We start from the raw sequence: 25,881 nt of genomic DNA, 5'->3' as shown, positions 1-25,881 counted from the left end.
TCAACTTATTTGCAAGCGAAAGATTCTCACGCCGGCATGAGGAATTCTCAATCCACACGCGCCAAACTGCCGCCGCTGGCGACGCTGCCGGCCTTTTCCATCGCCGCGCGCACCGGCAGCCTCACGCTGGCGGCGCGCGAACTCCACCTGACGCCCGGCGCGATCAGCCGGCAGATCAAGGCGCTGGAAGACGCGCTCGGCGTCCAGCTCTTCCATCGCGGGCACAATGCGATCTCGCTCACCGATGCGGGACGGCAATATCTCCTCCATGTGAATGCGGCCCTCGCCACGCTTGAGAACGGCACACGCGCCCTTCTGCCGGATCGCGTTCGCCTCGTCATCCAGGCGCCGATCACGCTGGCGCGGCGCTGGCTCATTCCAAGGCTCGGCGCCTATCTGCAGGAAAACCCCAGCGTCGACCTCAACATCCAGTCGCTCGCGCTCGGCGCGGGCGATATTCCCGATGTCACGGTGCGCTACAAGAGGGGCGCGGACGAGGCCGGGTTTCCCTCCGCCTTCCTTCTCGACCGGACGGTGGCCGTCTGCTCGCCGCTGCTGATCGGCAGCGTGGCCAAGACGGTGGCGCCCGAAGCCTTGCTGGACCTGCCGATCCTGCTCGACACCGCGGATGCGTGGTCGTGGCACCGCTGGTGCGCGGCGGCGGGGATCGCGTTCCAGCCGCGCGGCGGCAGCATCACCTTCGATACCGACGAGGCGTCCATCGACGCCTGCATGACCGGCCTCGGCATCGGCCAGGCGAGCCCTTCGCTGATCGAGCGGGAATTGCGCGACGGCCAGCTCATCCTGCTCTGCCCGTCCCTCAACCCCATCGTCGGAGCCTACGAGATCGCAGGCCCCGCACCGACAGGCCGGGCGGCCGGGTTCGAGCAATGGCTCCGGACCTGGCGGACGGATGCGGCCGTGCCGTCAAGCCGCGGCGTCGGCGAGCCGCATCGGCGGGAGGGGCTTTCGGCAGGCGTCGTCGCATAAGCCCGGGGTCCTATATCCAGACCGTCCGTCCTTCGCCTTCGCATCCGAATGCGCGCAGCAGGCCCGGCGATACGTCGAACAGCCGCTCGCTCCGGTCCGTCAGAAAGAATGCCGCCGTCTGCGGCTCGCGATAGGCGAGCATCTCGTCCCGCGAGGCGCGCGTGTAGAGGCCCCGCAGGGCACGCAGGCAGCCGCTATGGGTGACGGCGACATGCGGGCGGTCCTGGTCGAGGGTCCTCAGCCATGCCAGCAGCCGTCCGGAAAGCGCCGTCCGGCTCTCGCCGCCGGGCATGGAATAGTCCCAGGGGTCGGCGGCGTGCGCGCCGTACTGCTCCGGCAGGTCCCGTTCGATTTCGCCGTGGAGGCGCCCCTCCCAGGCGCCATAGCTGCGCTCGGCGAGCCGCGGCTCCTCGGCGAAGCGGTCGAAGGGCAGCGCCCAGAGATCGGCAAGGAGGGAGGCCGTCTGCCGGGCGCGGCCGAGGGGGCTGACCCAGAAGGCCGCGTCCTGCAGGGCCGCCACGGTTTCCGAGAGCCGCACGGCCACGGCCTGCGCCTGCCGCACGCCATTGGCGGTCAGCGGCGTGTCGCGGCGGCCTTGCAGGCGGCCGGCGACGTTCCATTGGGTCTCCCCATGGCGGATGACGAGGAGGCTGGGCAGGCTTTCAGTCATGGATATGGAGGCCTTTGCATGGAGGGGCTTCGCCGCCGGAGCGGCGAAGGAAGGACCGTCAATCGGCAAGCCACAGCACCGAGGCCGGATTGATGCCGAGCACCGTCCGGCTGCCGGGGGCCAGCAGGCCGTCGCCGGAATGGAAGGGCGCATCGACCAGCACCGTCGCCTTGCCCACCTCCACGCCATAGCGCACCGTGGCCCCGAGGAATTCCCGGTGGGCGATGGTGCCGGAGAGCGGAACGGCATCGGCCCCGACCGTGCCGATCGTCGCATATTGCGGCCGGAAGACGAGCCTGGCGCCCGCCGGGACCTCGGCGCCCGCCGGCACGGGAATGCTGCCGCCGCCGGCGACCTCGAAGCTGCGCGCCGCGCCCTCCCCCTTCACGCTGCCCTCCAGGATATTGGCCGTACCGAGGAAGTTGGCGACGAAGAGATTGGCCGGCTTCTCGTAGAGATGCATCGGCGTGCCGACCTGCTGGATGCTGCCCTCGTTGAAGACGGCAATACGGTCGCAGACCGTATTCGCCTCCTCCTGGTCGTGGGTGACGAAGATGGTGGTGAGCTTCAGACGCTGCTGCAATTCGCGCAGTTCCCGGCGCACGTCCACGCGCATCTTCGCGTCGAGGTTCGACAGCGGTTCGTCGAGCAGCAGCACCTTCGGTTCTATGGCGATGGTGCGGGCGAGCGCCACGCGCTGCTGCTGGCCGCCGGAAAGCTGCGAGGGCCGACGGTCGGCGAGATGGGAGAGCCCCACCAGCGCAAGGGCCGCGGCGCAGCGCTTTTCCACCGTCGCGCGCGGCAGGCGCCGTTCTTCCAGGCCGAAGGCGACGTTGCGCGCCACGGTCATGTGCGGCCAGAGCGCGTAGGACTGGAACACCATGCCGATGTCGCGCTTCCACGGCGGCATGTCGAGCACGTCCTCGCCGCCGACGACGACCGCACCGCTCTGGGCCTGGTTGAAGCCGGCAATGAGGCGCAGCAGCGTCGTCTTCCCGCAGCCGGACGGGCCGAGGAAGGCGAAGAACTCGCCGGGCCGGATGTCGAGATTGATGTCCTTCAGCACATGCAGCGAACCGTAATAGAGGTTCACGTCCCGGATGCTGATCGCCTTGGCGGGGCTTTCCGCGAGGGTGGCCTTGTCGATGTCGATGGTCATAGTCCGTTCCTCCCGGATCATTTGCCGATGCCGAGCGCCTTCTGGCGGCGCTCGATGACGTAGTGGGACAAGAGCGTGCACAGCGCGACCATGACGACCGCGATGACGCCGAGCGCAGCGCCGGGGCCGCGACCGGCCGGCGACTGCATGAAGACGTAGAGACCGTAGGCGAGCGGGGCGTCGGAATTGCTCTGGATGAGCATCAGCGTCGCGGAAAGCTCGACGGCGGCGGTCGAGAAGCTGGTGACGAAGCCGGCGAGAAGCCCGCCCGTCATCAGCGGCAGCACGATGCGGCGGATGGTCCGCTGCTTGGTCGCGCCGAGGTTTTCTGCCGCTTCCTCCAGCGATTCCGACACCTGCTGCAGCGCCGCGTAGCAGGCGCGCAGCGCATAGGGCAGGCGGCGGATGGCGAGCGCCAGCACGACCATGACCCAGAGCGTGGCGAGCGGCGTGCCGTCCGGCAGCGAGACGCCGTAGAAGGTGCGCAGGTAGCCGATGCCGAGAACGACGCCCGGAATGGCGAGCGCCGAGGTCGCCGCCCAGTCGAGCCAGCGGCGGCCGACGATCTTGGTGCGCAGCACGAGATAGGCGATGGCGCCGCCGCCGACCACGTCGATGAGGCCGGCGAGCGTCGCGTAGATCAGCGTGTTCTTGATGTAGAGCGAGCTTTCCCCGAAGACCCGGCCGTAATGCGCCAGCGTCACGGCATCCGGCAGCGGGCTGAAGGACCAGACCGTGGCGAAGGACAGCATGAGCAGGCCGATATGCGGAGAGAGCACGAGCAGGAGGATGAGGCCGACGACGCCGTAGGCGAGGACGCTCTCCCAAAGGCCGAGCTTGCGCCGCGACAGGCCGCCGCCGCCGCGCTGGGTGGTGGCATAGTCCTTGCCGCGCATGGCGACCGCCGAAAGCCACATGGCGAAGATCGAGACGACGATGAGGATGACGGAGATGACGTAGCCCATCGGGTCCGTCAGGCCGACCGAGGTGACGCGCAGATAGGCCTGCGGCGCCAGCATGTCCTTGACGTTGAGAAGAAGGGGCGTGGCGAGATCGTCGAAGACCTTGACGAAGACGAGCGACGCGCCCGCGAGATAACCCGGCATGGCGAGCGGGAAGACGATGCGGCGGAAGAGCCGCATGCCCGACGAGCCGAGGTTCTGCGCCGCCTCCTCCATCGACCGGTCGATATTGCGCAGGCTGGTGGAGAGATTGATGAGGATGAAGGGGAAATAGTGCAGCGACTGCACGAAGATGACGCCGTTCAGCCCTTCCATGAAGGGGATACGGAAGCCGAACCAGTCGTTGAAGAGAAGGTTGACCGTGCCGTTGCGGCCGAAGAGAAGCTGCATGGCGACCGCGCCGACGAAAGGCGGCATGATGAGCGGCACGAAGCCGAGCGTCTGGATGATCAGCGAGCCGCGAAAATCGAAGCGCGTCGTCAGCACAGCGAGCGGCAGCGCGATGGCGCTCGCCCAGACCACGGACATGGCCGAGACATAGACCGAGTTGAAGAAGGAGCGGCGGAAGAGATCGGTCCTGAAGAAATCGATGAAGTTGACGGCGGTCAGCGCGCCGGTGCCCTTCTCCGTGAAGGCGGTGTAGATCACGGTTCCGGCGGGGATGACGAGGAAGATCGCGAGGAACAGCGCGATCAGCGTCACGGCCAGGATCTGGCCGGGCCGCGCGGCGACGCGCCGGGCCGGCAGGGATGGAAGTGCGAAAGCCATGGGGCAGTCTCCGGAATGAGATCGGCCGTCCCGGCGCCGACGGGCACCGGGGGAACGAAGACAGGGCGGGGAAGACAGGGGATCGAGGGTTTCCGCCATCCGGGAAGACGCGGAAACCCTCAAGGCATCAGTCGACGAGATCGAGCGCCTGTTCGGCCTTGGCCTTGGCGGCGGCGTATTTCTCGCTCGCGAACGCCGCCCACGCCTGTTCCAGCTCGGCCTGGCGGGCCGTCTTCTCCTCGCCGCCGGTGAAGGCGGCGTGCATTTCGTCGCTCGCCGCCTCGTCCGCCGTGACGGGCATCTTGGAGATCAGGCCGTGGGCCTCGGCGATCAGGGCGCGCGCTTCGGCCTGGTCGTTGCTCGCCAGCGCCTTCTCGGCGGTCTGGATCGCCTTCGTCGCATCGCGCAGGCTGTCGAGCTGGAAGGTGATGAGCTGGTCATAGAGGGCGTCGACGACGTCCGTGCGCTGCTTGGAGACGTCGGAATCGAACGTGATCATCGACTGGAAGCGCGGATCCTCGAAGGGGTTCGGGAAGCCTTCCGGGGCGTCCTTGTAGAGCGCCGGATTGATCGGCAGGCGGCGGATCGCCGGTTCGAGCAGAACGGCCTGGCCCTTTTCCGAGAGCAGGTAGTCGACGAAGGCCCCGGCGCCCTTCGGGTTCGGCGCATTGGCGATGATGCCGACATTGGCCGGCACGACGGTCGTGACCGAAGGATAGCTGAAGCTGACCGGGAAGCCGCTCGCCTTGGCGGAGAAGGCGAAGAAATCGATGACGATCCCAATGCCCGTCTGGCCGGAATTGACCGCGTCAGGCACGCCGAAGGAGCGTTCCGTCACCTGCTGGAGGTTGCCGCCGATGCCGGTCAGCGTCGCCCAGCCCTTTTCCCAGCCTTCGCCCTGCAGGATGGTCTCGATGGTCAGGTGCGTCGTGCCCGAGCGCGAAGGCGCGGCGATCGCGATATGATCGTGATATTCCGGCTTCAGGAGATCGCTCCACTCGGTGGGCTGCGGCAGGCTGTTGGCCTCAAGGTACCGGTCGTTCGACATGATGCCGTAGCCGGAGGCTGCAAAGCCGAAATAGTAGCCGTCGGGATCGTTGACCGGATAGGAGCCGACCTTTTCCGGCAGGCCCGTGACGGACGGGGTGAACTTGGCGAGAAGGTTGCGGCTCTTCAGGTTCTCGAAGGCATCGGGCGCCGAAGCCCAGAACAGGTCGACCTGGTTGTTGCCCTTCGTCTCGTCGACGAACTTGACGCCCGAACTCGTGCTCTTGTTCTGCACGTCGAGCGTATAGCCGGGATTGGCGGCCTCGAAGCCGGCCTTGAAGGGATCGGTGACGTCCTTGGAGAAGGACGTGATGACGGTGACCTTTCCACCGTCCTCGGCGTGAACCGTCGAAAGAACGGCAGCCGACATCAGCATCGCCGCGGCAATGGTCTTGAGCATATGGTTTTCCTCCCAATGGCACCGCCGGTGCTCCGGCGGTCATCGGTAAGTGCGCAAGGCCCGTGCCAGTTTGGAAAATGCCGGAAAACCGGCATCGCCGCGCGGAAGATGGGAAAGAAAGGTAACATCGGCCCCGTTTTTCGGGGTCAGAACGGTAACCTCACGCCTCCTCCTCCCCCCCGAGCCCGTGCTTGCGCATCTTGAGGTAGAGGGTCTTGCGCGAGATGCCGAGCGCATCGGCCGTGGCGCCGATGCGGCCGTCCTGGTCGGCAAGGCTGTCGACGAGGATCGCCCGCTCCACCCTGTCCATCCGCGCCTCCAGCGTCTCGCCGGACGCCCCGCGCCCGCCGGCCGGCAGGTCCTCGAGGCCCAGCACATGGCGCTCGGCGACATTGCGCAGCTCGCGCACGTTGCCCGGCCAGGTGCGGCGGTCGAGATCGGCAAGGAAGGTCGCGTCGACAGGCGGGGCCGCGCGCCCCTGCCGGCGGGCGGCGAGATCGAGGAAGTGGCGGAAGAGCAGCGCCACGTCGCCCCGGCGCGTCGAAAGCGCGGGAAGCTCGACGCGGGCGATATCGAGCCGGTAGGCAAGGTCCTCGCGGAACCGGTCCTGCCGGGCGAGCTGGTGCAGGTCCGCCTTCGTTGCGGCGACGACCTGGAGATCGACCGCCACCTCGTCGTTCGAGCCGAGCCGCTCGATGACGCGCTCCTGGAGCACGCGCAGCAGCCGGACCTGCGCGGAGAGCGGCATGGATTCGATCTCGTCGAGGAAGAGCGTGCCGCCGTCGGCATGCTCGATCTTGCCGATGCGCTTGTCCTTCGCCCCGGTGAAGGCGCCGGCCTCGTGGCCGAAGAGTTCCGATTCCAGCATGGTCTCCGGGATCGCGCCGCAATTGACCGCGACGAAGCGGCCCTTGCGCCCGCTGAAATCGTGCAGCGCACGCGCCGTCACCTCCTTGCCCGTTCCGGTCTCGCCGAGGACGAGGATGTCGGTCGCCGCCCCCGCAATGCGCTGCAGCCGCTCGCGCAGCGCCACCATCGGCGCCGAATGGCCGATCAGCCGCGCCTCCCAGCCATCGGCGGCGATGGAAAGACGCAAGCGCCGGTTTTCGATCAGCAGCCGGCGATGGTCGAGCGCGCGGCGCACGGTCTCGATGAGATGCAGCGGGTCGGCTGGCTTTTCCAGGAAGTCCCAGGCACCGTCCCGCATCGCGCGCAGCGCCATCGGGATATCGCCATGGCCGGTCATCAGCACGATGGGGATCTCCCGGTCGACGGCGCGCACGGCGGCGATGAGATCGAAACCGTCCTGCTGCGGCATGCGCACATCCGAGACGACGACCGCCTCGCTGTCCACCCGAAGGCCTGCGAGCGCTGCGGCGACGGACGCATGCGCGCAAACGCGAAAACCCTCGATCTCCAGAAGCTCGCGGCAGGCGTCGAGCACATTGGCGTCGTCGTCGACCAGGATGACGTCAGGCGATGCGGTCATGTCGCTCCTTTCAGGGACACGATGAAACGCGTGCCGCCGGGTCCGGTCTCCAGCACGCTGATATCGGCGCCGAAATCCTTGATGATGTTATAGGAAATAGAAAGGCCGAGGCCCAGGCCCGCGCCGACCGGCTTGGTGGTGAAGAAGGGATCGAAGACGGCATCGCGATGTTCGGCGCCGATGCCCCCGCCGCTGTCGCCGACGATCAGGCTCGCCCCCGCACCGCTGGCCTCCGCCGTCACCGTCACGACCCGCTCCGGCCGGTCCGCGACGGCGTCGAGCGCATTGGCGATGAGGTTGACCACGACCTGTTCGAGCCGCACCGGCTCGGCCATCACCTTCGGCACGTCGGGCGACAGGGCGAGTTGGAGCGTCACCCGCTCCTCCTCGAAACGGTGCTCGAACAGGCTCAGCGCCTCGTGCACGACGGCGGGAAGGTCGACGGGGTGCAGCTTCGCATCCGGCCGGCGGGCGAAGCGGCGGATATGGCTGATCTGGCCGGCCATGCGGGCGGTAAGCGCGCGGATCTTCTCCAGGTTGTTCAGTGCCTGCTGGCTGTTGCCGCGGGCAATCAGCGTGGAGCCGCTGTGGATATGCGCGCGGATCGCCGCGAGCGGCTGGTTCAGTTCGTGGCCGATGCCGGCGGCCATCTGGCCGAGGGCCGCGAGCTTGGCCGACTGCACCAGCTCGTCGCGCGTCTGGCGGAACAGGGCGAGCGCGCGGGCAAGGTCGGCCAGTTCGTCGCCGCCGCCGGCCGGGATCGCTACCGCCGGATTGCCCTCGCTGATCGCCATCGCGGCGCGGGCAAGCTGGTCGATGCGCGCAAGCAGGCTGCGGTGCACGTAGAAGACGCCGATGACGATGGCGAGCACCACCGCCAGCACGGCGATGGCGGCAAGCAGCTTTCGCCCGAGATCGATGGCGGCTGCGGCCCTTTGCGCCGCCGTGCCGGCCCGCGCCTCGATCGCCACCACCTCCGCCTCGATGCGCTGGCCGAGTTCGGCGACGAGCCGGCCGGTTTCCCTGGCCAGTTCCCCCAGCCGCCCCGCCTCGCGCATCTCGGACCGCTTCCGGTTCGGTGCGCCCGTGGCGGGATCGGACTGCTGCAGGATGCGCCGGGCGAGCTGGCGCACGGTCAGGCTGTCCGTCCAGTCCTCCAGCGTCGCAAGGCGCGCGGCAAGCTCGTCCGCGCTGTCGCCGAGAAAGGCGTTGGCCTCCTGAACCTCCTCCGCCGTCGTGCTGCTGACCAGCCGTGCGATCAGCCCGGTGGCGAGGTTGGCCTGCGAGACCACCGTCAGCAGCGCCTCGCTGCGCCGCTGCTCGCCGAGCGCGGCGGCACTGCGGCCGTTGCGGATCTCCGCCTCGATGTTGAAGCGAATGTCGTCGACCAGCGGATCGGCCTCTTCTATCAGGTCGGCCTGGACCCAGCGCAGCTCCTCCACATCCGCCCGCATCGCCTCGGCCAGCGTGAAACGCTTGCCGGCGGCAAGGTCGATCCGGGCGAGGTTGTCGTTGATTGCCGCGGCCAGCGGCAGCAGGGCCTGCACCGAGGGTTCCGGCTCGTGATTCTCCAGTAGCCTCTGCAACGCCGCCAGCCGCTCGGCATAGAGGCGCCTCGTCTCGTCATACTCCGCCCGCGTCTCCGCGCCGGTCAGCGCCGCGGTGACCGAGCCGATATCGGCGCCGGCCTTGGAAAGGCGGGAGGCGAAGGCCAGTTGCGGCATCTGCACCTCGGCGATGCGCGAAAGCTCGCCCGACAGTTCCCGGTAGGAGAGCCAGCCGACGAGGCTGGCGCCGACGGCAAGGCCGACGATGGCGACGAAGGCCGCGCCGAGGCGGGCGCCGATGCCGAAGCGCCAGCGCCGCGGCCCCTTCCGTCGTGATCCGTCGCGTGTCTCCATGGCGGCGGCTTCTATCATCGCCGCCCGGCCGGGGTCGAGATGGCGGCGAGCAGGCTTTCCGCCCGGGCGAGGTTCTGCTCGACGGCGCCGCGGATATCGCGCGCGAAGGCGTGCTGTGCCGGCGTGCGGGCAATGCCCCGCGGCCATTCGCCCTTCAGGTCCTCCGCCAGTTTGCCGACATCGCCGGCAGAGAGCGGCGGCGTGCCGAGCAGCCGGCGAACGCTCGCCAGCGTGCTCCGCCTGTCGGCCACCCCCTCCGCCTCGCCCTCGAGCGCCCGCAGGCGTGCCCACAGGCGGGCGAGCATCGCCCGGCGGCGGACGATGTAGTCGTCGAAGATCAGGTTGACGATGCCGTAGCGCTCCGCCGAGAGGCGGGCGTCGAAACCGTGCGCCGCAAGCAGCCCGCCGGTGTTTTCCGGCGGCAACAGCGCCGCATTCAGCTCGGCCCGCACGGGAATGCGCCCGATGGCCGGCCGCAGGAGGATGGCCTGCCCTTCCTGCGAGAACAGGAAGTCGACGAAGCGCTCGGCCGCCTTGCCGTTCCGCGCGCGCGACAGGATGGCGATATTGGCCGGCACATAGAGCGGGTCCGGCGTCAGCGCGAAGACGTTTTCCGCCCCCGGGATGTCCGGCGCCCTGGCCAGGAAGTCGATCGTCACGCCGATGCCGAAACGGCGCTGCGCGACGCCCGAGGCGACGCCGAAGCTGCGCGCCGTGACGGTCGACAGGTTGCCGCCGATCTCCGACAGGAGCGCCCATCCCCGCTCCCAGCCATAGGTCTGCAGCAGGGCCTCCACGACCAGGTGCGTGGTGCCCGAGCGGGAGGGCGAGGTGATGCCGATATGGCCTGCATAGACGGGTTTCAGCAGGTCCTGCCAGTTCTGCGGCACCGGCAGGTCGTATTGCGCGAGATAGGCGGCGTTGTAGACGAGCCCGTAGCCCGAAAGGGCAAAGCCCAGATAGAAGCCTTCCGGATCGTCGACGGGATAGCCGAGGATGCGGTCCGGCGCGCCGGTCTCCCGCGACCGGATCGCCCGCAGCGCACCCTTGCGCTTCAGGAGTTCGAAGGCGTCCGTCGCCGATGCCCAGAAGATATCCGCCGCGACGTCGGGCTTCTCCAGGATGAAGCGGCTGGCGCTGCCCGTGTTGCGCTGGACGACCGTGACGCGGATATCCGGGTTGCGCGCCTCGAAGGCGCGCTGGAAGGGTTCGTAGAAGGAGGGCGGATAGGAGGTGATGATCGACAGGTCCGCCGCCCGCGCCTCATGGAAGGCGAAGGCGAGGATGACGGCGAGCAACAGACGCCAGCCCGCGCCGCGATGGTGTCCCGGCCGGTTCAAGACGGACGTGCCTCCGGTGGATATGCCGTTGTGACAATGACGATGCCCGATATTGCCGGGGCGGCGGACGGATGTCCACCCGGTCCCTGCCCCTTGGCGCGCCGTGACGCAGGGATGCGGCTCGCAGGTCAGGCCGCGGGCCGGATCTCGCTCCCGAGGGTTTCGAGTGCCATTTTCACCCGCAGGACATCGGCGGGGCCGAGGGGCAGGATGGGGCGGGGCGGCGCGACCCGGCAAAGGCCGAGGAGATCGGCGATGGCATACATGACGCGGAAGCTGCCGAACTCCTTGAACAGGCTCCAGAGCGGCTCGAACGACCGGTCGAGCCGATCCGCCTCCTCGCGGTCGCCGGCCGTCGCGGCACGAGCCAACACACGAACCTCGGCCGGCAGCAGGCCCGCCGCGACGCTGTACCAGGCATCGCCGCCCGAAAGCAGTGATTGCGCCGCGCCCCAGTCGCCGCTGTAGCCGATGGAGAAATCCTTCGGCGTGCGGGCGCGCAGCCGGGCAAGCTCGGCGGCGAAGTCGCCGTCCGCCGGCAGCGGCATCTTGATCGCCGCAATGTTCGGCACCGTCGCGAGCCGCGCGATCAGGTCATCGCTGAAGACGAAACGGGTGGTCCCGGGATTGTTGTAGATGCAGAGCGGCAACTCGCCCGCCGCCGCGACCGAGGCCATGTGCTGGAAGACCTCCTCCTCCGTCAGCGGCGTATAGGACATGGGGGCGAGCAGCAGGCCATCGGCACCGGCCACCTTCGCATCGCGGGCGAGCGCCTCGGCCTCGTCCGTGCGCAGCGCGCCGACGCCGACGATGACCGGGATCCTGCCACCGACGCTCTCCATCGCGGCCTCGACGGCGCGCCGGCGCTCGCTGCGCGACAGGAACGCATAGCCGCCCGTGCTGCCGAGAAGGCCGATGGAATCCGCCGCGGCCGCCAGGATGCGGCGGAGAAGACCGGCAAGGGCAGCCGTGTCGACACGGCCCGCTGCGTCCGCCGGCGTGATGGAAAAGGCCGAAAGGCCGCTGAAAAGGGTCATGGGTTCCTCCTGTCGCCGCCGATCATAGACCGCCGGCCGTGAAAGCAAACAGATAGGGCATTTTCGCGATTCGAGGAAAAGCGGCAACTCTAGGCGGTCTTGACCAGCCAGTCCGCGAACAAGCGGGCCTGGCCGGTCGCCTTCGCATGGATCTTCAGATGAAAGGGCGCCGGCGAGGGCACGGATTGCGGCACCAGCGGAACGAGCCGCCCCGCCTCCATCACGCTCTTCACCAGCCCGTCCCAGCCCAGCACGGCCCCGACATCGTCCTGGGCGGCCTGAAGCGCGATCATGTAGTTGTTCACGTAGAAGCCACGGCCTTTCGGCGCCGCGCATCCCAGGGCCTGGAACCAGTCGGTCCAGGTCGTCCAGCCGTTTTCCTCGTTGCTCATGTGGATGAGCGGCACCTTGGCGAGGTCCGCGACGCTCGCGATGCGATGCTGCGCCGCGAATTCGGGCGTGCCCAGCGCCACGATCCGGTCCTGGAAGAGGATGCGATGTTCGAGGCCGTTCTCGCCGGGGTCGCCGTAATGGATGATGATGTCGTAGGGGCCGCTCGTTCCGGGGATATCACTGATAATCTGGGAGACGGTCACGGCGGGATAGATTTTCCAGAAGGCGGAGATTTTCGGCGTCAGCCAGAGGGAACTCACCGCCGTCGTCGTGCGGATCGTCACGTCGACGGTGTCGCGGCGGTCGCGGATCTGCGCGACGGTCTCCGACATCGCCTCGAAGCCGCGCCGGATGGAAAGGAACAGGAACGCCCCCTTTTCCGTGGGTTCGACGCCACGGCTGCGGCGGACGAACAGGCTGCAGCCGAGGTCCGTCTCCAGCGCCTTTATCTGGTGGCTGATGGCCGCCGGCGTCACGTTCATCTCCCGGGCCGCATCCTTGAAGCTCGCCTTCCGGGCGGCGGCCTCGAAGCAGGCAAGAGCGGTCAGAGAGGGAAGATCATAGGGTCTTCGCATGGGGCGCCTCGCAGGCTTTTGACATTAGCCAAACTAACTTCACATCAAAAAAAGTGCCGTTGTCAATCACGCGGGCTGCAATGACAATTCCGACCCGTTGAACCCGACAAGTTTGGATCCTTCCCATGACAATCCTCTCTTCCTCCATAGACGACCTGCTAGCCCGCCGCCGTCCCGGCCACGCCCTCGAACAGCCCTTCTACACCTCGCCCGCCGTCTACGATCTCGACCTCGCGCATCTCTTCTACAAGCAGTGGCTCTATGCCGCCCCGGCATGCCAGCTTGCCAAGGCGGGCAGCTACGTCACGATGCGCGTCGGCGCCTATGAAGTGATCATCGTGCGCGGCCGCGACGGCGAGATCCGCGCCTTCCACAATTCCTGCCGGCACCGCGGCTCGCTGATCTGCAAGGCGCGACAGGGACAGGTGGCCAAGCTCGTCTGTCCCTACCATCAATGGACCTACGAGCTGGACGGCAAGCTGATCTGGGCGAACGACATGGGCGCGGATTTCGACGCCTCCAAGCACGGCCTGAAACCGGTCGCGCTGCGCAATCTCGAAGGGCTGATCTATATCTGCCTGTCGCAGACCCCGCCGGATTTCGAGGCCTTCGCCGAGACGGCCCGCCCCTATCTTGCGGTCCACGACCTCACCGAGGCCAAGGTCGCCTACACCTCGACCATCGTGGAGAAGGCCAACTGGAAGCTCGTGTGGGAAAACAACCGGGAATGCTACCACTGCAGCAGCAACCATCCCGCCCTCTGTCGTTCGTTCCCGCTCGACCCCAATGTCGCCGGCGTTTCGCCTGACGGGTCGGTCTCCGACGTCCTCCAGGCGCATTTCGACCGCTGCGAAGCGGCCGGCGCGCCCGCCAGGTTCCACATTTCCGAGGACGGCCAGTACCGCCTGGCACGCATGCCCCTGCAGGAGAAGGCGCTGAGCTACACGATGGACGGCAAGGTCGCCGTGGCGAAGAACCTCGGCCGCATTCGCCTGCCGGATGCTGGCACGCTGCTGAAATTCCATTATCCGAGCACCTGGAACCATTTCCTGCCGGATCATTCGCTCACCTTCCGCGTGACGCCGATCGGCCCGATGGAGACGGAGGTCACCACCACCTGGCTCGTCCACAAGGACGCCGTGGAGGGCGTCGACTACGATCTCAAGCGCCTCACCGAGGTCTGGATCGCCACCAATGACGAGGACCGCGAGATCGTCGAGACCAACCAGCAGGGCATTCTCTCGCCCGGCTATGTCCCCGGGCCCTATTCGCCGAACCAGGAGAGCGGCGTCATCCAGTTCGTGGACTGGTACGCCACCTGGCTCGAACACGCGATGGAGCCGATGCAGCAGGCCGCGGAGTAAGCGCGATGAGCGTCTTCAAGAACCTCGCCTTCTGGAGCGATGCGGAAGTGCTCGAATGCGTGACGCGCACGCCGGAAGCCCCCGACGTCGTGACCTTCAGCTTCCAGAGCCCGTCCGGCGCGCTGTTCAACCACGATCCCGGCCAATTCCTCACCCTGGAGCTGCCCGTCCCCGGCGGGCCGCTCTACCGGACCTACACGATCTCCTCCTCGCCCTCGCGGCCGACGGCGCTGACGATCACCGTCAAGGCGCAGCGCGCGTCCATCGGCACGCGCTGGATGCTCGACAACCTGCACAAGGGCATGCGCATAAGGGTGATCGGCCCCGCCGGGAAATTCTCGATCGCCCATCATCCGGCCGAAAAATACCTCTTCATCTCGGCCGGTTCCGGCATCACGCCGATGGTGGCGATGACGACATGGCTCTACGATTCCGGCCGCGAGCCGGACATCGTCTTCATCAACTGCGCGCGCCGCCCCTCGGAGATCATCCTGCGCGAACGCATGGAACTCATGGCCTCGCGCATCGTCGGCATCGACCTGAAATGGGTGGTCGAGGAGGCCGATCCCTACCGGCCCTGGACGGGCTATCGCGGCATGTTCAACCAGATCATGCTCGGCCTGATGGCGCAGGACTATCTGGAGCGCGAGGTGTTCTGCTGCGGCCCGGAGCCCTTCATGCGCGCGGTGCGCGAGGCGCTGGCCGGCCTCGGCTACGACATGAGCCGCTATCACCAGGAGAGCTTCAGCGCGGAGCCGGACAATGCCGAGGACGTTCCCGAGGACGTGCTGCCCGATGCACAGAACCAGGCGGAGATCGAGTTCGCCTTCTCCGGCGTCACGGCGAAATGCAACGAGACGGACACGATCCTCGTCGCCGCGAAGGCCGCCGGACTGGTGATCCCCTCGGGATGCTCGATGGGCATCTGCGGAACGTGCAAGATCCGCAAGACCGAGGGGCAGGTCCATATGGTCCACAACGGCGGCATCACGGACGAGGACATCGAGGACAATTACATCCTGGCGTGCTGCTCGAAACCGATCGGCCGCGTGAGCGTGGAGGCATAGGCGGGATCGGTGAGGTCGCCGGGCAGGCGCCGCCCTTCCACGAAATCTTTCCATGCTGTCCTTCCGGATGCTCGGTTGAGGATGGATCGCTGGTTGACCGGCGATTTTCCGAAATGATCGCGGTAGACCCGCGAGAAATGGGAGATCAAGGTAAAGCCGCCTGCCCGCCGCCCTGCCGACGCTCATCCTCGGCGTCAACCAGACGGTGATGATGGCGCCGTCGATACTGGTCATCGCCGCCCTCGTCGGCACGCGCGAACTCGGCCAGGAAGTCTATACCGCGCTTGCCCGCGGCGAGACGGGACCGGGCATCGTCGCGGGCCTGGGCGTGGCGGCCGTCGCGCTGGAAAGTGTTCGGCCGCGATATCCTGAAACTCGCCGACAAGGAGGTGGCTGACCTTCGCCGCCGGCGCATGGGCAAGGTGTTCCAGCACTTCGCGCTGCCGCCCAACCGGACCGTCGTCGGCACCGTCGCCTTCCCGCTCGAAGTGCAGGCAACGCCCCGCGCCGGGGCCGAAAGGCGTGTCGCCAAGGTCGTCCGCGTTTCCTCGCTCATGACCGCCGCCGAGAACGGCACGGCAAGCACCGGCGTGAGGGCGGATGCGACGATCTCGGACATCGCGCCAGAGCTTGTCTCGGCCGAGGGCCCCATGCCGGTCCTCTTCGGCGGCAGGCAGGTCGGCTGGCTCGACCCCTCGACGGCGCTCGCCACCCTCGCCGCGAGGACCTGAGGCCGGCGCCGCGATGATCGCGGCGCCGCGTTTCAAGATTCGACGCAGGTCAGTAGTCCCAGAACACCGGCACCCAGCGGAAGGCCTCGCCGGCCACCGCGACCCGGCCGACGGACGGGAACGGCAGGTGCGTGGCCACCAGCAGTTCGCCGCTCGCCGATATCTGCCGCAGAAGCTCGACCCGGACGCGGGCCGCCTCCTCGGGGTCGTGCTCGAACCCGTTATGCCAGTCCGGCTGGTCGAAACCGACAGCGAACACCGCGTCGCCGGCGAAGGTCAACGCATCGTCTCCGGACGCCACGCGGATCACGCAGTGGCCCGGGGTGTGCCCGCCGGTGCGCCGGGCCACGACGCCCGGTGCGATCTCCTGCCGCTCGTCAAACGGCCGGAGATAGCTGCGGTACTCGCTGAGGAACTTCTTGGCGGTCGCCCGAAGCGCATCCGGAAATCCCTGCGGCATCCTGGTGCTGGAGAAGTCGGGTGCCTCCCAGAAGTCGACTTCCGCCGCCGCCACATGGATCCGCAGGTCCGGGCGCAGGCGTTCCTTCACCCCTTCCACGACGAGCCCGCCGATGTGATCCATGTGCAGATGGGTCAGCACGAGATCGGTCACGGAGGCGAGATCGATGTCGGCGGCCTCCAGCCGCTTGACCAGCTGCCCCGCCCGCGGCAGGTGCAGGTCCGGGTCGAGGCCGAGCCCGGCATCCACGAGGATGGTCTGCTCACCGCTGCGCACGATCACCGCGTTCAGCGGCCAGTCGAACGCATCCGCCGGCAGGAACATGTTCTCCATCCAGGACGCCCGCGCCGCGGGATCCGCATTGTGCCCCAGCATCTGGGTGGGGAGCGGCAGCACCCCGTCGCTGACGATCATCACGTCGATATCACCGATCCGCAGCGCATAGCGCGATGGAACCAGCTCTCCCGTGCCCGTCTTGCCGGGATGAAAGGCATTCTCCGAAGGGACCCTTGTTTCCTGCGGACCCAAGGTCCGGGCTTTCGTTGCTGCTTGCGACATAACGCACTCCTGTGTTGCTTGGATACGAGCCGTCACCTCGGCGACCGCTGAAAATCGCGGAAGGCCCGGCACACGAGCCGATATTTGCCGAGCAGGTCGTTCGAACGTTTCCCTGGCGACGGCTCCCCGATACGTTTACAGCCGCCCCCCGGCACCCGTAATCCAAACTTAGGTTTAGGGCTTGCAACGGGCGAGCCGACCGGTTTCCGAGGCCCTTGCGCAGGGGCCGGCAACGAACGCCACGCGGACGCGATCCAGCCACAGGCAACCCGAGCGGATCGCCTGCGGCCGGACCGCGGCAGGGCCTGGCGGGAGGGGCTTCAGGCCAGGCCGGCCTTGTCGAGCCCGTAGATCTTGTCCGCAGACCCCGGAACCGCGCGCATGGCGACGCTCACGCGGTTCCAGGCATTGATGGACATGATCTGGAACGTCAGATCGACTATCTCCTTGTCCGAAAGCTGACCGCGAACCCGGTCGTAAAGCTCCTCCGAAACGCCGGTATCCGAAAGCCTGGTCAGCGCTTCGGTCCAGGCGAGCGCCGCGCGCTCGCGCGGACTGAACAGCGTGGAATCGCGCCAGCCGGCGACATGATGGATACGCAGAGGCCGCTCCTGATGGAGCGTCGCCTCCTTGGTGTGCATGTCGAGGCAGAAGGTGCAGCCGTTCAGTTGGGATGCCCGGATATCGACAAGGTCGAGGATCGACTGTTCGATCGAACCTTTCTTGATTTCGTTGCTGAAGGCCATGAGGGCCTTGAAATGTTCAGGCGATAGCTGCGCGTAGTTTAGCCGCTGTGTCATTGTCTTTCACCCGGTGCCTTTCTGGAAGATGTGTGGGAGCCATGCGTGCAAGCCGTGTTCCACGCGTGGCCGACCCATGGTCGTTCACGGGCGAGCACGGATATAGCTATACATCTGTTGGGGAAGCGGTCCGGTGGATGACCGGTATCCTGTCCTCCCTATGCCTTGACGCGCCTTCGGCGAAAATGGAGGATCGCGTGTGGGAAGATGGCGCCGGTTTCTCAGGCACCTTGCAAGTTCCGCTCACTCGAAGGCGCGATGAGGAGGACCCGGCGGTGCATTCGCGCTAAGGCGGACGGCAGAGGCGATTGTGGGCCTGCGGGAACGACAGGCACGGCGCCACGTTTTCCTTTACGCTCCAGCGCGCATCCGAACAGATCGCGAGCCCGGCGGAGAAACGGCAAAGGGTCGGTGAGCCTCTTCGAGCATTGCATGAGACGCGGATATGAACAGGACGGCCGATGCACTGCGGATAACGATCATCGATGACGATCAATCGGTTCGCGAATCCTTGCTCGACCTGCTCGAAGTGCTCGGATATTCCGTGAAGACATTCGCATCCGCCAGAGAATTCCTGGAATCGTCGTCGATACCGGACACGAACTGCCTCCTCCTCGATATATCCATGCCCGGCATGGGAGGCGTCGACCTCAATCTCGAACTCAAGCGGCGCGCGATCGACATCCCCGTCGTCTTCATGACCGGCCATGCCCAGGACGCCGTGATCAACGAAGCCAGAAAGGCCGGCACCTGCCTTTTCAAGCCATTCGCCAGCAAGGAGCTGCGGTCCGCGATCGAGCTTGCGGTCAACCCCTGACGGCTACCGGAGGCGGGGTCAGAGGCCGTCGAGCGGCAGCGTGAAGACGAACGTCGCTCCTCTCGGCTGCGTTTCGTCGACCCAGAGCCTTCCGCCGTGGGACTCGACGATGGACCGGCAGATGGCCAGTCCCATGCCCATGCCCTGCCCTTTCGTTGTGAAGAACGGCTCGAAAATGCGCGCCGCGTTCTGGATGCCGAGCCCGTTGTCGATGACCTCGACCTGGAGCGCGTCGTCCTTCCTGCTGGTCCTTATCCTGAGCGCGCGGTCGGAGGGGATCGCCTCCAAGGCATCGAATGCGTTGCGCACGAGATTGACCAGCACCTGCTGTATCTGCACCCGGTCGATGACGACGGGCGGCAGCTCCCGCTCGCTGTCGATCTCCACGAGCACATGGCGGCGCAAGGCTTCCTCGCCCATCAGCTCCCGGGTCTCCGCAAGGACCGAGCCGAAGGTTTCCCGGCGCCTTGCCTCATTGTTGTGCTTGAACAGGGCGCGGATGCGCGTGACGACTTCGGTCGCCGTGCCGGCGCTTCTGATCACCCGTTCAAGAGCCTTCTGCGCCCTTTCGATATTCGGCGGCTCCGCGGAAAGCCATTGCTGGCAGGCATCGGAACTGGAGACCAGCGCGGCAAGCGGCTGGCCGACCTCGTGGGCGATGGAGGCGGTGAGCTCGGCAAGGCTGGCCGCTTCGCTTGCCTTCGCCAGGTTGCGCTGGGCCTGGCCGAGCTCTTCCTGGGCGCGCATCCAGTCGTCGATGTCGAGGCAGACCCCGTTCCATTGAACGATCGTTCCCAGCGTATCGCGCATGGCCGACGCCCGGGTCTCCACCCAACGGTACTGGCCGTCGTGACGCCGCAAACGATGCTTGAGTATATAGGGCTCCCCCGTCGCGAGCGAATGGCCGTATCTTTCCCGGACATGCGCGAGATCATCGGGATGGATGATCGCGTCCAGGGTCCCCTCCAGGCGGGTCTTGCCCGGGCCATCCTTGTCTTCGAGGCCGAAGCCCAGGAACTCGCGGAGCTTCTTGCTGCGATAGATCGGCTTGCCGTCCGGTGTGGAGCAATAGATCAGCGCAGGAAGCGTTTCGACGAGCTGCTGGAGCGATTGCTCGCTTTCGCGCAGCGCCTGCTGCACGCGCATTTCGTCATCGACATCGATTGCCAGGCCGTACCATTCGGTGATTTTTCCTTCGGCATTGCGCAAGGGCTCGAACCGGCCGTCCGTCCATCGATAGACGCCGTCGCTTCCGCGCCATCGATACCGCGTCACGAAGACCTCGCCGTTGCCGATGGCTCCGGCGGCACGCGCGCGAACGTTCGGCACATCGTCCGGGTGGACGAGGTTCATCGCGGCCGCGCTTATCTCGGCGAAGGTCGCCGCCGTCAGGCCAAGCTCGTCGAGATACCGCTTGCTGACATAGGAAATCTCGCCTTCGGGCGTCCAGCTGCACACACGCACGGGAAGCGCGTCTATCAGTTGCTGCAGGTGCCATTCACTGCGTTTCAGCGCCTCCTCGACATGCACCTGGTCGTCGATATCGTGACAAAGCCCATACCATTGAAGGATCTCGCCGTCTGTGCCGCGCAGCGCCTCGGCCCGGCTGGACATCCAGTGATAGGCCCCGTCGAAACGGCGCAGGCGATAGCGGGAGAAAAAGCCCTCGCCGCTTTCCAGCGACCGCATGATGGCCGCCCTGAAGCGGGGTTGGTCCTCAGGGTGTATCGCCGTTTCGATCATCGCATCGAGGCGGGTAAGGCCCGGCTTGTCGATTTCCTCCACCGACACGCCCAGATAGTCGACCATTCTCGTGTTGAAGAAATTGGGTTCGCCGTTTTGCGACAGCCGCCAGAGATTGCTCGGAACGACATTGACGAGTTCCAGGAGTTCCCTTTCCCGCTCGTGGAGAGCATCGACCGTCTTGCGATGGAGGTCGATATCGATGGCGGTGCCGTACCAGCCGACCAACCGGCCGGAGGCGTCGTGAACCGCCCGGGCGGAAATCCGGGCCCAGGCGTAGCCCGTCTTCCGTCGCATGCGAAACTCGGCGTCGAAGGGCGCTCCCGTTCTCAGCGAATGCAGCCAGGTCTGGGCAACGGCGTCATGCTCGTCGGGATGAAGGAGTTGCCGCCAGGCGATGTGGCCCTCGTCGCACGACGCGTTCAGTTCCGCCACCGTGCGTCCGAACGCCGCCTGCGCGTCCGCCGCAAGGTAGATCCATCGGCCGGCGGCATCGAACGCCCAGCCGTTGCCGAAAAGATTTTCGATGGTCCTTGCCGCGGCGACCGGATCGGCGTCCGGGCGTCGTGCCGTCAGCTCAGCCATCCCCGAACACTCTTTTGCCGATAAACCGACACATCCGCCCTCCGGGATCCGTTGCGGCCAACCGCTCGAACAGCCCGTTGCCGCTCCGACGCGATCATCGCGTTCCGTGATACCCTAGTCCGGTTGTTTCGACCAGCCAGCCGGTGGCAGCAGGAAATCGGTCAGCTCGACGCCCGGATGGTTTCCGCGACGAAATCGGTCAATACCTGCATTCTCAGGCTCGGCATCCGACCGGACGCATGGAGGGCCCGGAACGGGACTTTCTCCAGGGGACGATCGGGCAGGAGGACGACGAGCGATCCGTCGTCGATATCCTTCTGCACGATCCGTTTCAGGAGATGGGCCGCGCCGAGCCCCCGTCTTGCCGCTTCCTTGATCGCGGTGGCGGAATCCAGATCCAGCCGCCCCTGGGGATGGACTTCAAGCCCGTCGGCGAAACGGATGGGATAGGGGCGGCCCTCGACCGAGTATCGCGCGAAAGGAAGCCGGCGAAGGCCATCGACCGTCTGGACGCGTCCATGCCGCTCGATCAGAGAGGGTGCGGCGACCAGAACCATGTCGAGATGGGCGAGCGTCCTGGACATGAGCCCGTTGTGATCCGTGTGGCCGACGCGGAAGGCGATATCGTAGTTGTCGCGCAGGATATCCACATGACTGTCCGTCATGCCGATTTCGAGCGATATGTCCGGATGGGACGGCAGGAAGCCGCTGAAGATCGACCGCACGAGAAGCCGTCCCATTTCGCCGGGCAGGCTGATGCGAAGGCGGCCGGATATAGCGCCATGGGACTGCAGGACATCGGTGGCGTTTTCGATTTCCCGAAGCAGGGGCATCACGCGCTCGTAGAACGCCTCCCCCTCGGCGGTCAGCATCAGGACGCGGGTGGACCTGCGAAACAGCTTCGCCCCCAGCAGGTTTTCAAGGCGGGAGATGCTTTTGGACGCGGATGACGGGGTCGCCCCCAGGCTCTTGGCAGCCGCGCTGAACGAGCCCGTTTCCACGACCCGGACGAAGGTCACGAGCCCGGTGGTTTCCGACAAAAGCCCTTGCATAGCCCGTAGCCTCGCATGATCGGTGAACGGGTCTGCTGGATTGCCCGCCCTTCGCGCTCACAGACTGCCAAACTTATCCTTTCAATTGCAATAAGATAGCAAACGTTGGTTTACTTGTGCCGGGCGGATCGAGGGATAGAATAGTCCGGAGAAACGAGGCCGTTGTCCCGGTTGGAGGAACAACCATGCGCGCTGTCGCCCCCATTCCCGAGAACAGCCCCCCGCCACGCCAGGCCGTTCATATCGTGGAGGACGACGAGCCGCTTCGTCTTTCGCTTCAGGATATGTTTCAATCGCTGAACATCGAGGCCGACGTCTATGCGGACGCCGAGGATTTTTTTGCGCGGGTGCCGCGCGAAGCGGCGGGCTGCGTCCTCCTGGACGTCAGGCTGCCCGGCGTGAACGGCATCGAATTTCAACGCGCGCTCGACGCAAGGGGCTACGGGCTTCCCGTGATCTTCATGACCGCGCACGCAGACGTCGCCACCAGCGTGAGCGCCATGAAGGGCGGCGCGATCGACTTCCTGCAAAAGCCGTTGCGCACTCGCGAGCTTCTCGATGCCATCGATGCGGCTTTCGCCATCGATACGGGACAGCGAAAGGAATGGGCCTATCGCCGCCTGGTGCGAGAGCGCGCGGCGACGCTGACGCCCCGGGAGGTGCAGGTGCTCGAATTGGTGACGCGCGGCCTGATGAACAAGCAGGTCGCCTACGAACTCGGCATCAGCGAGATCATGGTGAAGCTTCACAGAGGCAGCGTGATGCAGAAGATGCAGGCATCGTCCCTGGCCGAACTGGTGAGGCAGTCCGGGCTTCTCGACTAGCCATGCGCCGCCGCATCCGGCCCGTCACCCATGATCCGAGGTCAAATGAAGTGCGAAGGCGACGACCCGTTCCTGCCCGAGGCCCTGCATGATTTTCTCGTTTCCGTGGGGATCGGGAGCCGGATCTACAGGTGGGCCGACGCCTTCCTGGACTCGGGCGAGGTGCACCTCGCCGGCTGCGTCCTGGCGAATCTACTGGCTTACGTGGAGACGTGCAGCCGGTTGCGGCGAGGCGGCGGCACAGAGGGAAACCAACGTATAGTTTCTCCATATAATACAAATTGTTAGCGTGAACTGCTCTACTGGAGCCTGCCTCTCTCCGGCTTCAGTTCAGCTTGTTGTTCAACATCTCGATCAGGAGATCCGAAATGAATGCACGCTCATTTACCTCCACGCGCCGGTCCGTCATGGCGGGAACGCTGACCCTTGCCGCGACGACCGCGGCGATGGCCGCCGGAAAGCAGAAGGCAGCGCAGGCGACCTCCGGCGATACCGGGCGGGTGACCGCGAAAGACGGCACCGTCATCTTCTACAAGGACTGGGGCCCGCGGGACGGCACGCCGATCGTGTTCCATCACGGCTGGCCGCTGAGCAGCGACGACTGGGACAACCAGATGCTCTTCTTCCTGTCGAAGGGTTATCGCGTCGTCGCCCACGATCGCCGCGGCCATGGCCGGTCGGGCCAGGTCAGCGACGGGCACGACATGGACCACTATTCGGCGGACGTCGCCGCGGTGGTGGACCATCTCGACCTTCGCAACGCCGTTCACGTCGGACATTCGACCGGCGGCGGCGAGGCGACACGCTATGCCGCGAGATACGGCAAGGGGCGGGTTTCCAAGCTCGTGCTGATCGGCGCGGTGCCGCCGATCATGGTCCGGACCGCGGACAATCCCGGCGGGCTGCCCATCGAGGTCTTCGACGGCTTTCGTGCCGCCCTGGCGGCGAACAGGTCCCAGTTCTACTACGATGTCGCCAGCGGCCCGTTCTTCGGCTTCAACCGGGACGGCGTGAAGACATCGGACGCGCTGGTCCAGAACTGGTGGCGGCAAGGCATGACCGGCGCGGCGAATGCGCACTATCTCGGGATCAAGGCCTTCTCCGAGACGGACTTCACCGACGACCTCAAGTCCATCGACGTGCCGACCCTCGTGCTGCACGGCGATGACGACCAGGTCGTTCCGGTCGCCGATTCGGCGGTTCTGTCCGCAAAGCTGCTGAAGGGCGCGACCCTCAAGATCTACAAGGGCCTTCCCCACGGCATGGCGACGACCCATGCCGACATTATCAACGCGGACATTCTCAGCTTCATCGAAAGCTGATGCGCAGAGAGGATGCCCGAGACGGGCATCCTCGTTCGCCCAAACGAGACGATAAAAAAGAGACCGCAGCGCCTGCGATCTCCTTCACCGAAACCATCAATGTCGATCCCGACCGCCGCGGCGACCGGGGCGCAGACGCCTGCTACCGCGCGGGCGGCGGCGTGGCCGTCCTCACCCATTCGGAATAGGCCGTCCTGCCGACGCGGGCGCCCGCCCCCGGCATGAGCGTCTTGTCATCGAGCAGAGCGCCGAAATACGTCGTCTTGTCGTCGACGACGATCTCGCGGCGATCGCCGATCTGGCGCAGGTATTTCTCGACCGCGGTCGAGATCCGGATCGGCTCCGGGCCGGCGATCTCGACGAGACCGTTGACCGGGGACCCCAGCACCAGATCGACGAGCGCGTCGGCGACGTCGTCGGAAAAGATCGGCTGCATCATCGCAGGCGAGAGATGGACCCTGTCGCCCCGGGTGCCGGATTGGGCGATGCCGAACATGAACTCGAAAAACTGCGTCGAGTGAACCAGCGTATAGGGGATCCTCGCCTCCTCGATGAGCTTTTCCTGCGCAAGCTTCGCCCGGAAGTAACCGCTGTCCTGGAGGCGATCCGTGCCGACGACGGAAAGCGCGACGTGATGCTTGACCCCGGCGGCGGCTTCGGCCGCCAGCAGGTTGCGGCCCGATGTCCGGAAGAACTCCATCACGGCCTTGTCCTCGAACGAGGGGGAGTTGGCGACGTCCACGACGACCTGAGCGCCGGCCAGGACCTCCGCCAACCCCTCGCCCGTCATCGTATTGACGCCCGATGCCGGCGAGGCGGCAATCGTCTCGTGCCCCCTGGCCTCAAGGCGCTTCACGAGCTTCGAACCGATCAGGCCGGTTCCGCCGATAACGACGATTTTCATGTCTTTCTCCTTGTCTGTTGGGATATCGCAGGAGGGCTGCGCCGGCGGCCAGACGCAGCCCCGTCGGTTCAGTTCAGGCCGGCCTTGTCGAGGCCGAGCATCGTATCCGAGGACCCCGGGACGGTTTTGAAACCGGCATTGACCCGGGTCCAGGCGTTCGCCGCCATGACGACGAATGTCAGGTCCGAGATTTCCTTCTCGTTCAACTGCGTGTGCACGCGTTCATAGATGTCGTCGGGAACGCCGAGGTCCGGCAGCCGGGTCAGTACCTCCGCCCAGGCGAGGGCGGCACGCTCCCGGGGGGCGAAAAGCGTCGATTCACGCCAGGAGGCGAGATGGTAGAGGCGCAGATCGCGCTCGCCATGGATTTTCGCCTGCTTGACGTGCATGTCGAGGCAGAACGTGCAGTTGTTGAGCTGCGCGATGCGCACGTTGACGAGGTCGCGAATGGATTCTTCGACCGCGTTCTCCTTGGTGGCCGCGACGAATTCGACGAATTTCTTCGTGATATCCGCGGATTCCTTCGCGAAATCGATGCGCTGTGTCATTGGGTCATTCCTCGCTGAAGTGAGACGGGCGCCGACGTTTGACGGCTGTCTTCAACCCTAAAAGAATATCGTTCGGGGGGTAGCTAAACGTAGGTTTGGGGGGAGGCCGTGCCGGTCCCACAGCCTTCGCGCCCGGGATTCGAGCGCGAGGCTTCGCGGGAGCGCTTTCCGTCTTTTCGGCGGGCAATGGAGTAGAGTCTCTCGGCTTTGCCGGACGCGATGGCCCGTCAGCGGCCCCTTACCGATCAGTTCTTCGGCAGTTGCTCGACCTTCCGGACCAGATCCGCCAGGGAACGGCTCTGCATCTTGCGCATGACGCTCATGCGGTGGATCTTGACGGTCATCTCGCTGATGCCGAGCTGATAGGCGACCTGC

Annotated in this window: 23 protein-coding genes and 1 pseudogene; 8 read left to right on the top strand and 16 right to left on the bottom strand. The window is 66.1% G+C overall.

All coding sequences use genetic code 11. The annotated features are described in order from the left end of the window. Positions 1-36 precede the first annotated feature (36 nt). Positions 37-990 carry a LysR family transcriptional regulator gene (locus AB3G45_RS00120; protein ID WP_367828650.1) on the top strand — a complete coding sequence of 318 codons (954 nt, stop codon included), beginning with the start codon at positions 37-39 and terminating at the stop codon, positions 988-990. Positions 991-1,000: 10 nt separating this feature from the next. On the opposite strand, the gene AB3G45_RS00115 is transcribed toward AB3G45_RS00120, so the two are convergent. The 9 genes from AB3G45_RS00115 to AB3G45_RS00075 form a co-directional block, all read right to left on the bottom strand. Then, the gene (locus AB3G45_RS00115; RefSeq protein WP_367828649.1) at positions 1,001-1,660 is read right to left on the bottom strand and encodes a histidine phosphatase family protein; all 660 of its coding nucleotides are present in this window, start codon (positions 1,658-1,660) and stop codon (positions 1,001-1,003) included. A 58-nt stretch (positions 1,661-1,718) separates the two neighbouring features. Beyond that, positions 1,719-2,819 (bottom strand): ABC transporter ATP-binding protein, encoded by a 1,101-nt coding sequence (locus AB3G45_RS00110; protein ID WP_367828648.1) that lies wholly within the window; start codon positions 2,817-2,819, stop codon positions 1,719-1,721. A gap of 17 nt (positions 2,820-2,836) precedes the next feature. After that, positions 2,837-4,549, bottom strand: a complete 1,713-nt coding sequence (locus AB3G45_RS00105; protein WP_367828647.1) for an ABC transporter permease — start codon at positions 4,547-4,549, stop codon at positions 2,837-2,839. A gap of 127 nt (positions 4,550-4,676) precedes the next feature. Next, positions 4,677-5,996, bottom strand: a complete 1,320-nt coding sequence (locus AB3G45_RS00100) for an ABC transporter substrate-binding protein (RefSeq protein WP_367828646.1) — start codon at positions 5,994-5,996, stop codon at positions 4,677-4,679. 160 nt (positions 5,997-6,156) lie between these two features. Then, positions 6,157-7,485 carry a sigma-54-dependent transcriptional regulator gene (locus tag AB3G45_RS00095; protein WP_367828645.1) on the bottom strand — a complete coding sequence of 443 codons (1,329 nt, stop codon included), beginning with the start codon at positions 7,483-7,485 and terminating at the stop codon, positions 6,157-6,159. Continuing rightward, the gene (locus AB3G45_RS00090; protein WP_367828644.1) at positions 7,482-9,386 is read right to left on the bottom strand and encodes an ATP-binding protein; all 1,905 of its coding nucleotides are present in this window, start codon (positions 9,384-9,386) and stop codon (positions 7,482-7,484) included. The genes AB3G45_RS00095 and AB3G45_RS00090 overlap by 4 nt, the downstream gene beginning before the upstream one ends. A gap of 14 nt (positions 9,387-9,400) precedes the next feature. Further along, positions 9,401-10,726: an ABC transporter substrate-binding protein gene (locus AB3G45_RS00085; protein ID WP_367828643.1), complete on the bottom strand. Its 1,326-nt coding sequence runs from the start codon at positions 10,724-10,726 to the stop codon at positions 9,401-9,403. A 128-nt stretch (positions 10,727-10,854) separates the two neighbouring features. Then, a complete protein-coding gene (locus tag AB3G45_RS00080; RefSeq protein WP_367828642.1) occupies positions 10,855-11,763 on the bottom strand; it encodes a dihydrodipicolinate synthase family protein in 909 nt (302 codons plus the stop codon). An 89-nt stretch (positions 11,764-11,852) separates the two neighbouring features. Further along, positions 11,853-12,731, bottom strand: a complete 879-nt coding sequence (locus AB3G45_RS00075; protein ID WP_367828641.1) for a LysR substrate-binding domain-containing protein — start codon at positions 12,729-12,731, stop codon at positions 11,853-11,855. Positions 12,732-12,856: 125 nt separating this feature from the next. Here AB3G45_RS00075 and AB3G45_RS00070 point away from each other — a divergent pair, with 125 nt between their 5' ends. The 4 genes and pseudogenes from AB3G45_RS00070 (at position 12,857) to AB3G45_RS00055 (ending at position 15,893) form a co-directional block, all read left to right on the top strand. Then, positions 12,857-14,095, top strand: coding sequence for an SRPBCC family protein (locus AB3G45_RS00070; protein ID WP_367828640.1), 1,239 nt, complete (start codon positions 12,857-12,859; stop codon positions 14,093-14,095). 5 nt (positions 14,096-14,100) lie between these two features. Beyond that, positions 14,101-15,162: a 2Fe-2S iron-sulfur cluster-binding protein gene (locus AB3G45_RS00065; protein ID WP_367828639.1), complete on the top strand. Its 1,062-nt coding sequence runs from the start codon at positions 14,101-14,103 to the stop codon at positions 15,160-15,162. A 157-nt stretch (positions 15,163-15,319) separates the two neighbouring features. Next, a pseudogene (locus AB3G45_RS00060) lies at positions 15,320-15,559 on the top strand (hypothetical protein); the annotation flags it as partial. Further along, positions 15,552-15,893 carry a hypothetical protein gene (locus tag AB3G45_RS00055; protein ID WP_367828638.1) on the top strand — a complete coding sequence of 114 codons (342 nt, stop codon included), beginning with the start codon at positions 15,552-15,554 and terminating at the stop codon, positions 15,891-15,893. The pseudogene AB3G45_RS00060 and the gene AB3G45_RS00055, both read left to right, overlap by 8 nt. 49 nt (positions 15,894-15,942) lie before the next feature. On the opposite strand, the gene AB3G45_RS00050 is transcribed toward AB3G45_RS00055, so the two are convergent. After that, a complete protein-coding gene (locus tag AB3G45_RS00050; RefSeq protein WP_367828637.1) occupies positions 15,943-16,911 on the bottom strand; it encodes an MBL fold metallo-hydrolase in 969 nt (322 codons plus the stop codon). A gap of 320 nt (positions 16,912-17,231) precedes the next feature. Then, positions 17,232-17,711 (bottom strand): carboxymuconolactone decarboxylase family protein, encoded by a 480-nt coding sequence (locus AB3G45_RS00045; protein WP_367828636.1) that lies wholly within the window; start codon positions 17,709-17,711, stop codon positions 17,232-17,234. 445 nt (positions 17,712-18,156) lie between these two features. On the opposite strand from AB3G45_RS00045, the gene AB3G45_RS00040 reads away from it, so the two are divergent. Then, on the top strand, positions 18,157-18,528 hold the full coding sequence (locus AB3G45_RS00040; RefSeq protein ID WP_367828635.1) for a response regulator: 372 nt from the start codon (positions 18,157-18,159) through the stop codon (positions 18,526-18,528). An 18-nt stretch (positions 18,529-18,546) separates the two neighbouring features. On the opposite strand, the gene AB3G45_RS00035 is transcribed toward AB3G45_RS00040, so the two are convergent. Then, complete coding sequence (locus AB3G45_RS00035; protein ID WP_367828634.1) at positions 18,547-20,856, bottom strand: PAS domain-containing protein; 2,310 nt, start codon at positions 20,854-20,856, stop codon at positions 18,547-18,549. A gap of 161 nt (positions 20,857-21,017) precedes the next feature. Beyond that, positions 21,018-21,875 (bottom strand): LysR family transcriptional regulator, encoded by an 858-nt coding sequence (locus AB3G45_RS00030; protein WP_367828633.1) that lies wholly within the window; start codon positions 21,873-21,875, stop codon positions 21,018-21,020. Positions 21,876-22,093: 218 nt separating this feature from the next. Between AB3G45_RS00030 and AB3G45_RS00025 the strand changes: the two genes are divergently transcribed. Beyond that, positions 22,094-22,732, top strand: a complete 639-nt coding sequence (locus AB3G45_RS00025) for a response regulator transcription factor (protein WP_367828632.1) — start codon at positions 22,094-22,096, stop codon at positions 22,730-22,732. A 368-nt stretch (positions 22,733-23,100) separates the two neighbouring features. Further along, complete coding sequence (locus AB3G45_RS00020; RefSeq protein WP_367828631.1) at positions 23,101-24,054, top strand: alpha/beta fold hydrolase; 954 nt, start codon at positions 23,101-23,103, stop codon at positions 24,052-24,054. A 142-nt stretch (positions 24,055-24,196) separates the two neighbouring features. On the opposite strand, the gene AB3G45_RS00015 is transcribed toward AB3G45_RS00020, so the two are convergent. The 3 genes from AB3G45_RS00015 to AB3G45_RS00005 all read right to left on the bottom strand — a co-directional run. After that, positions 24,197-24,958 (bottom strand): SDR family oxidoreductase, encoded by a 762-nt coding sequence (locus tag AB3G45_RS00015; RefSeq protein WP_367828630.1) that lies wholly within the window; start codon positions 24,956-24,958, stop codon positions 24,197-24,199. 68 nt (positions 24,959-25,026) lie between these two features. Then, positions 25,027-25,506: a carboxymuconolactone decarboxylase family protein gene (locus tag AB3G45_RS00010; protein ID WP_367828629.1), complete on the bottom strand. Its 480-nt coding sequence runs from the start codon at positions 25,504-25,506 to the stop codon at positions 25,027-25,029. A gap of 245 nt (positions 25,507-25,751) precedes the next feature. Beyond that, on the bottom strand, positions 25,752-25,881 hold a 130-nt coding region (locus AB3G45_RS00005; protein ID WP_367828950.1), incomplete at its 5' end, for a LuxR C-terminal-related transcriptional regulator.

Source organism: Shinella sp. S4-D37 (genome assembly GCF_040812195.1).
Classification (GTDB): domain Bacteria; phylum Pseudomonadota; class Alphaproteobacteria; order Rhizobiales; family Rhizobiaceae; genus Shinella.
Note: the sequence above shows the minus strand (reverse complement) of the source record. Positions and strands in the feature narration are given on the sequence as shown.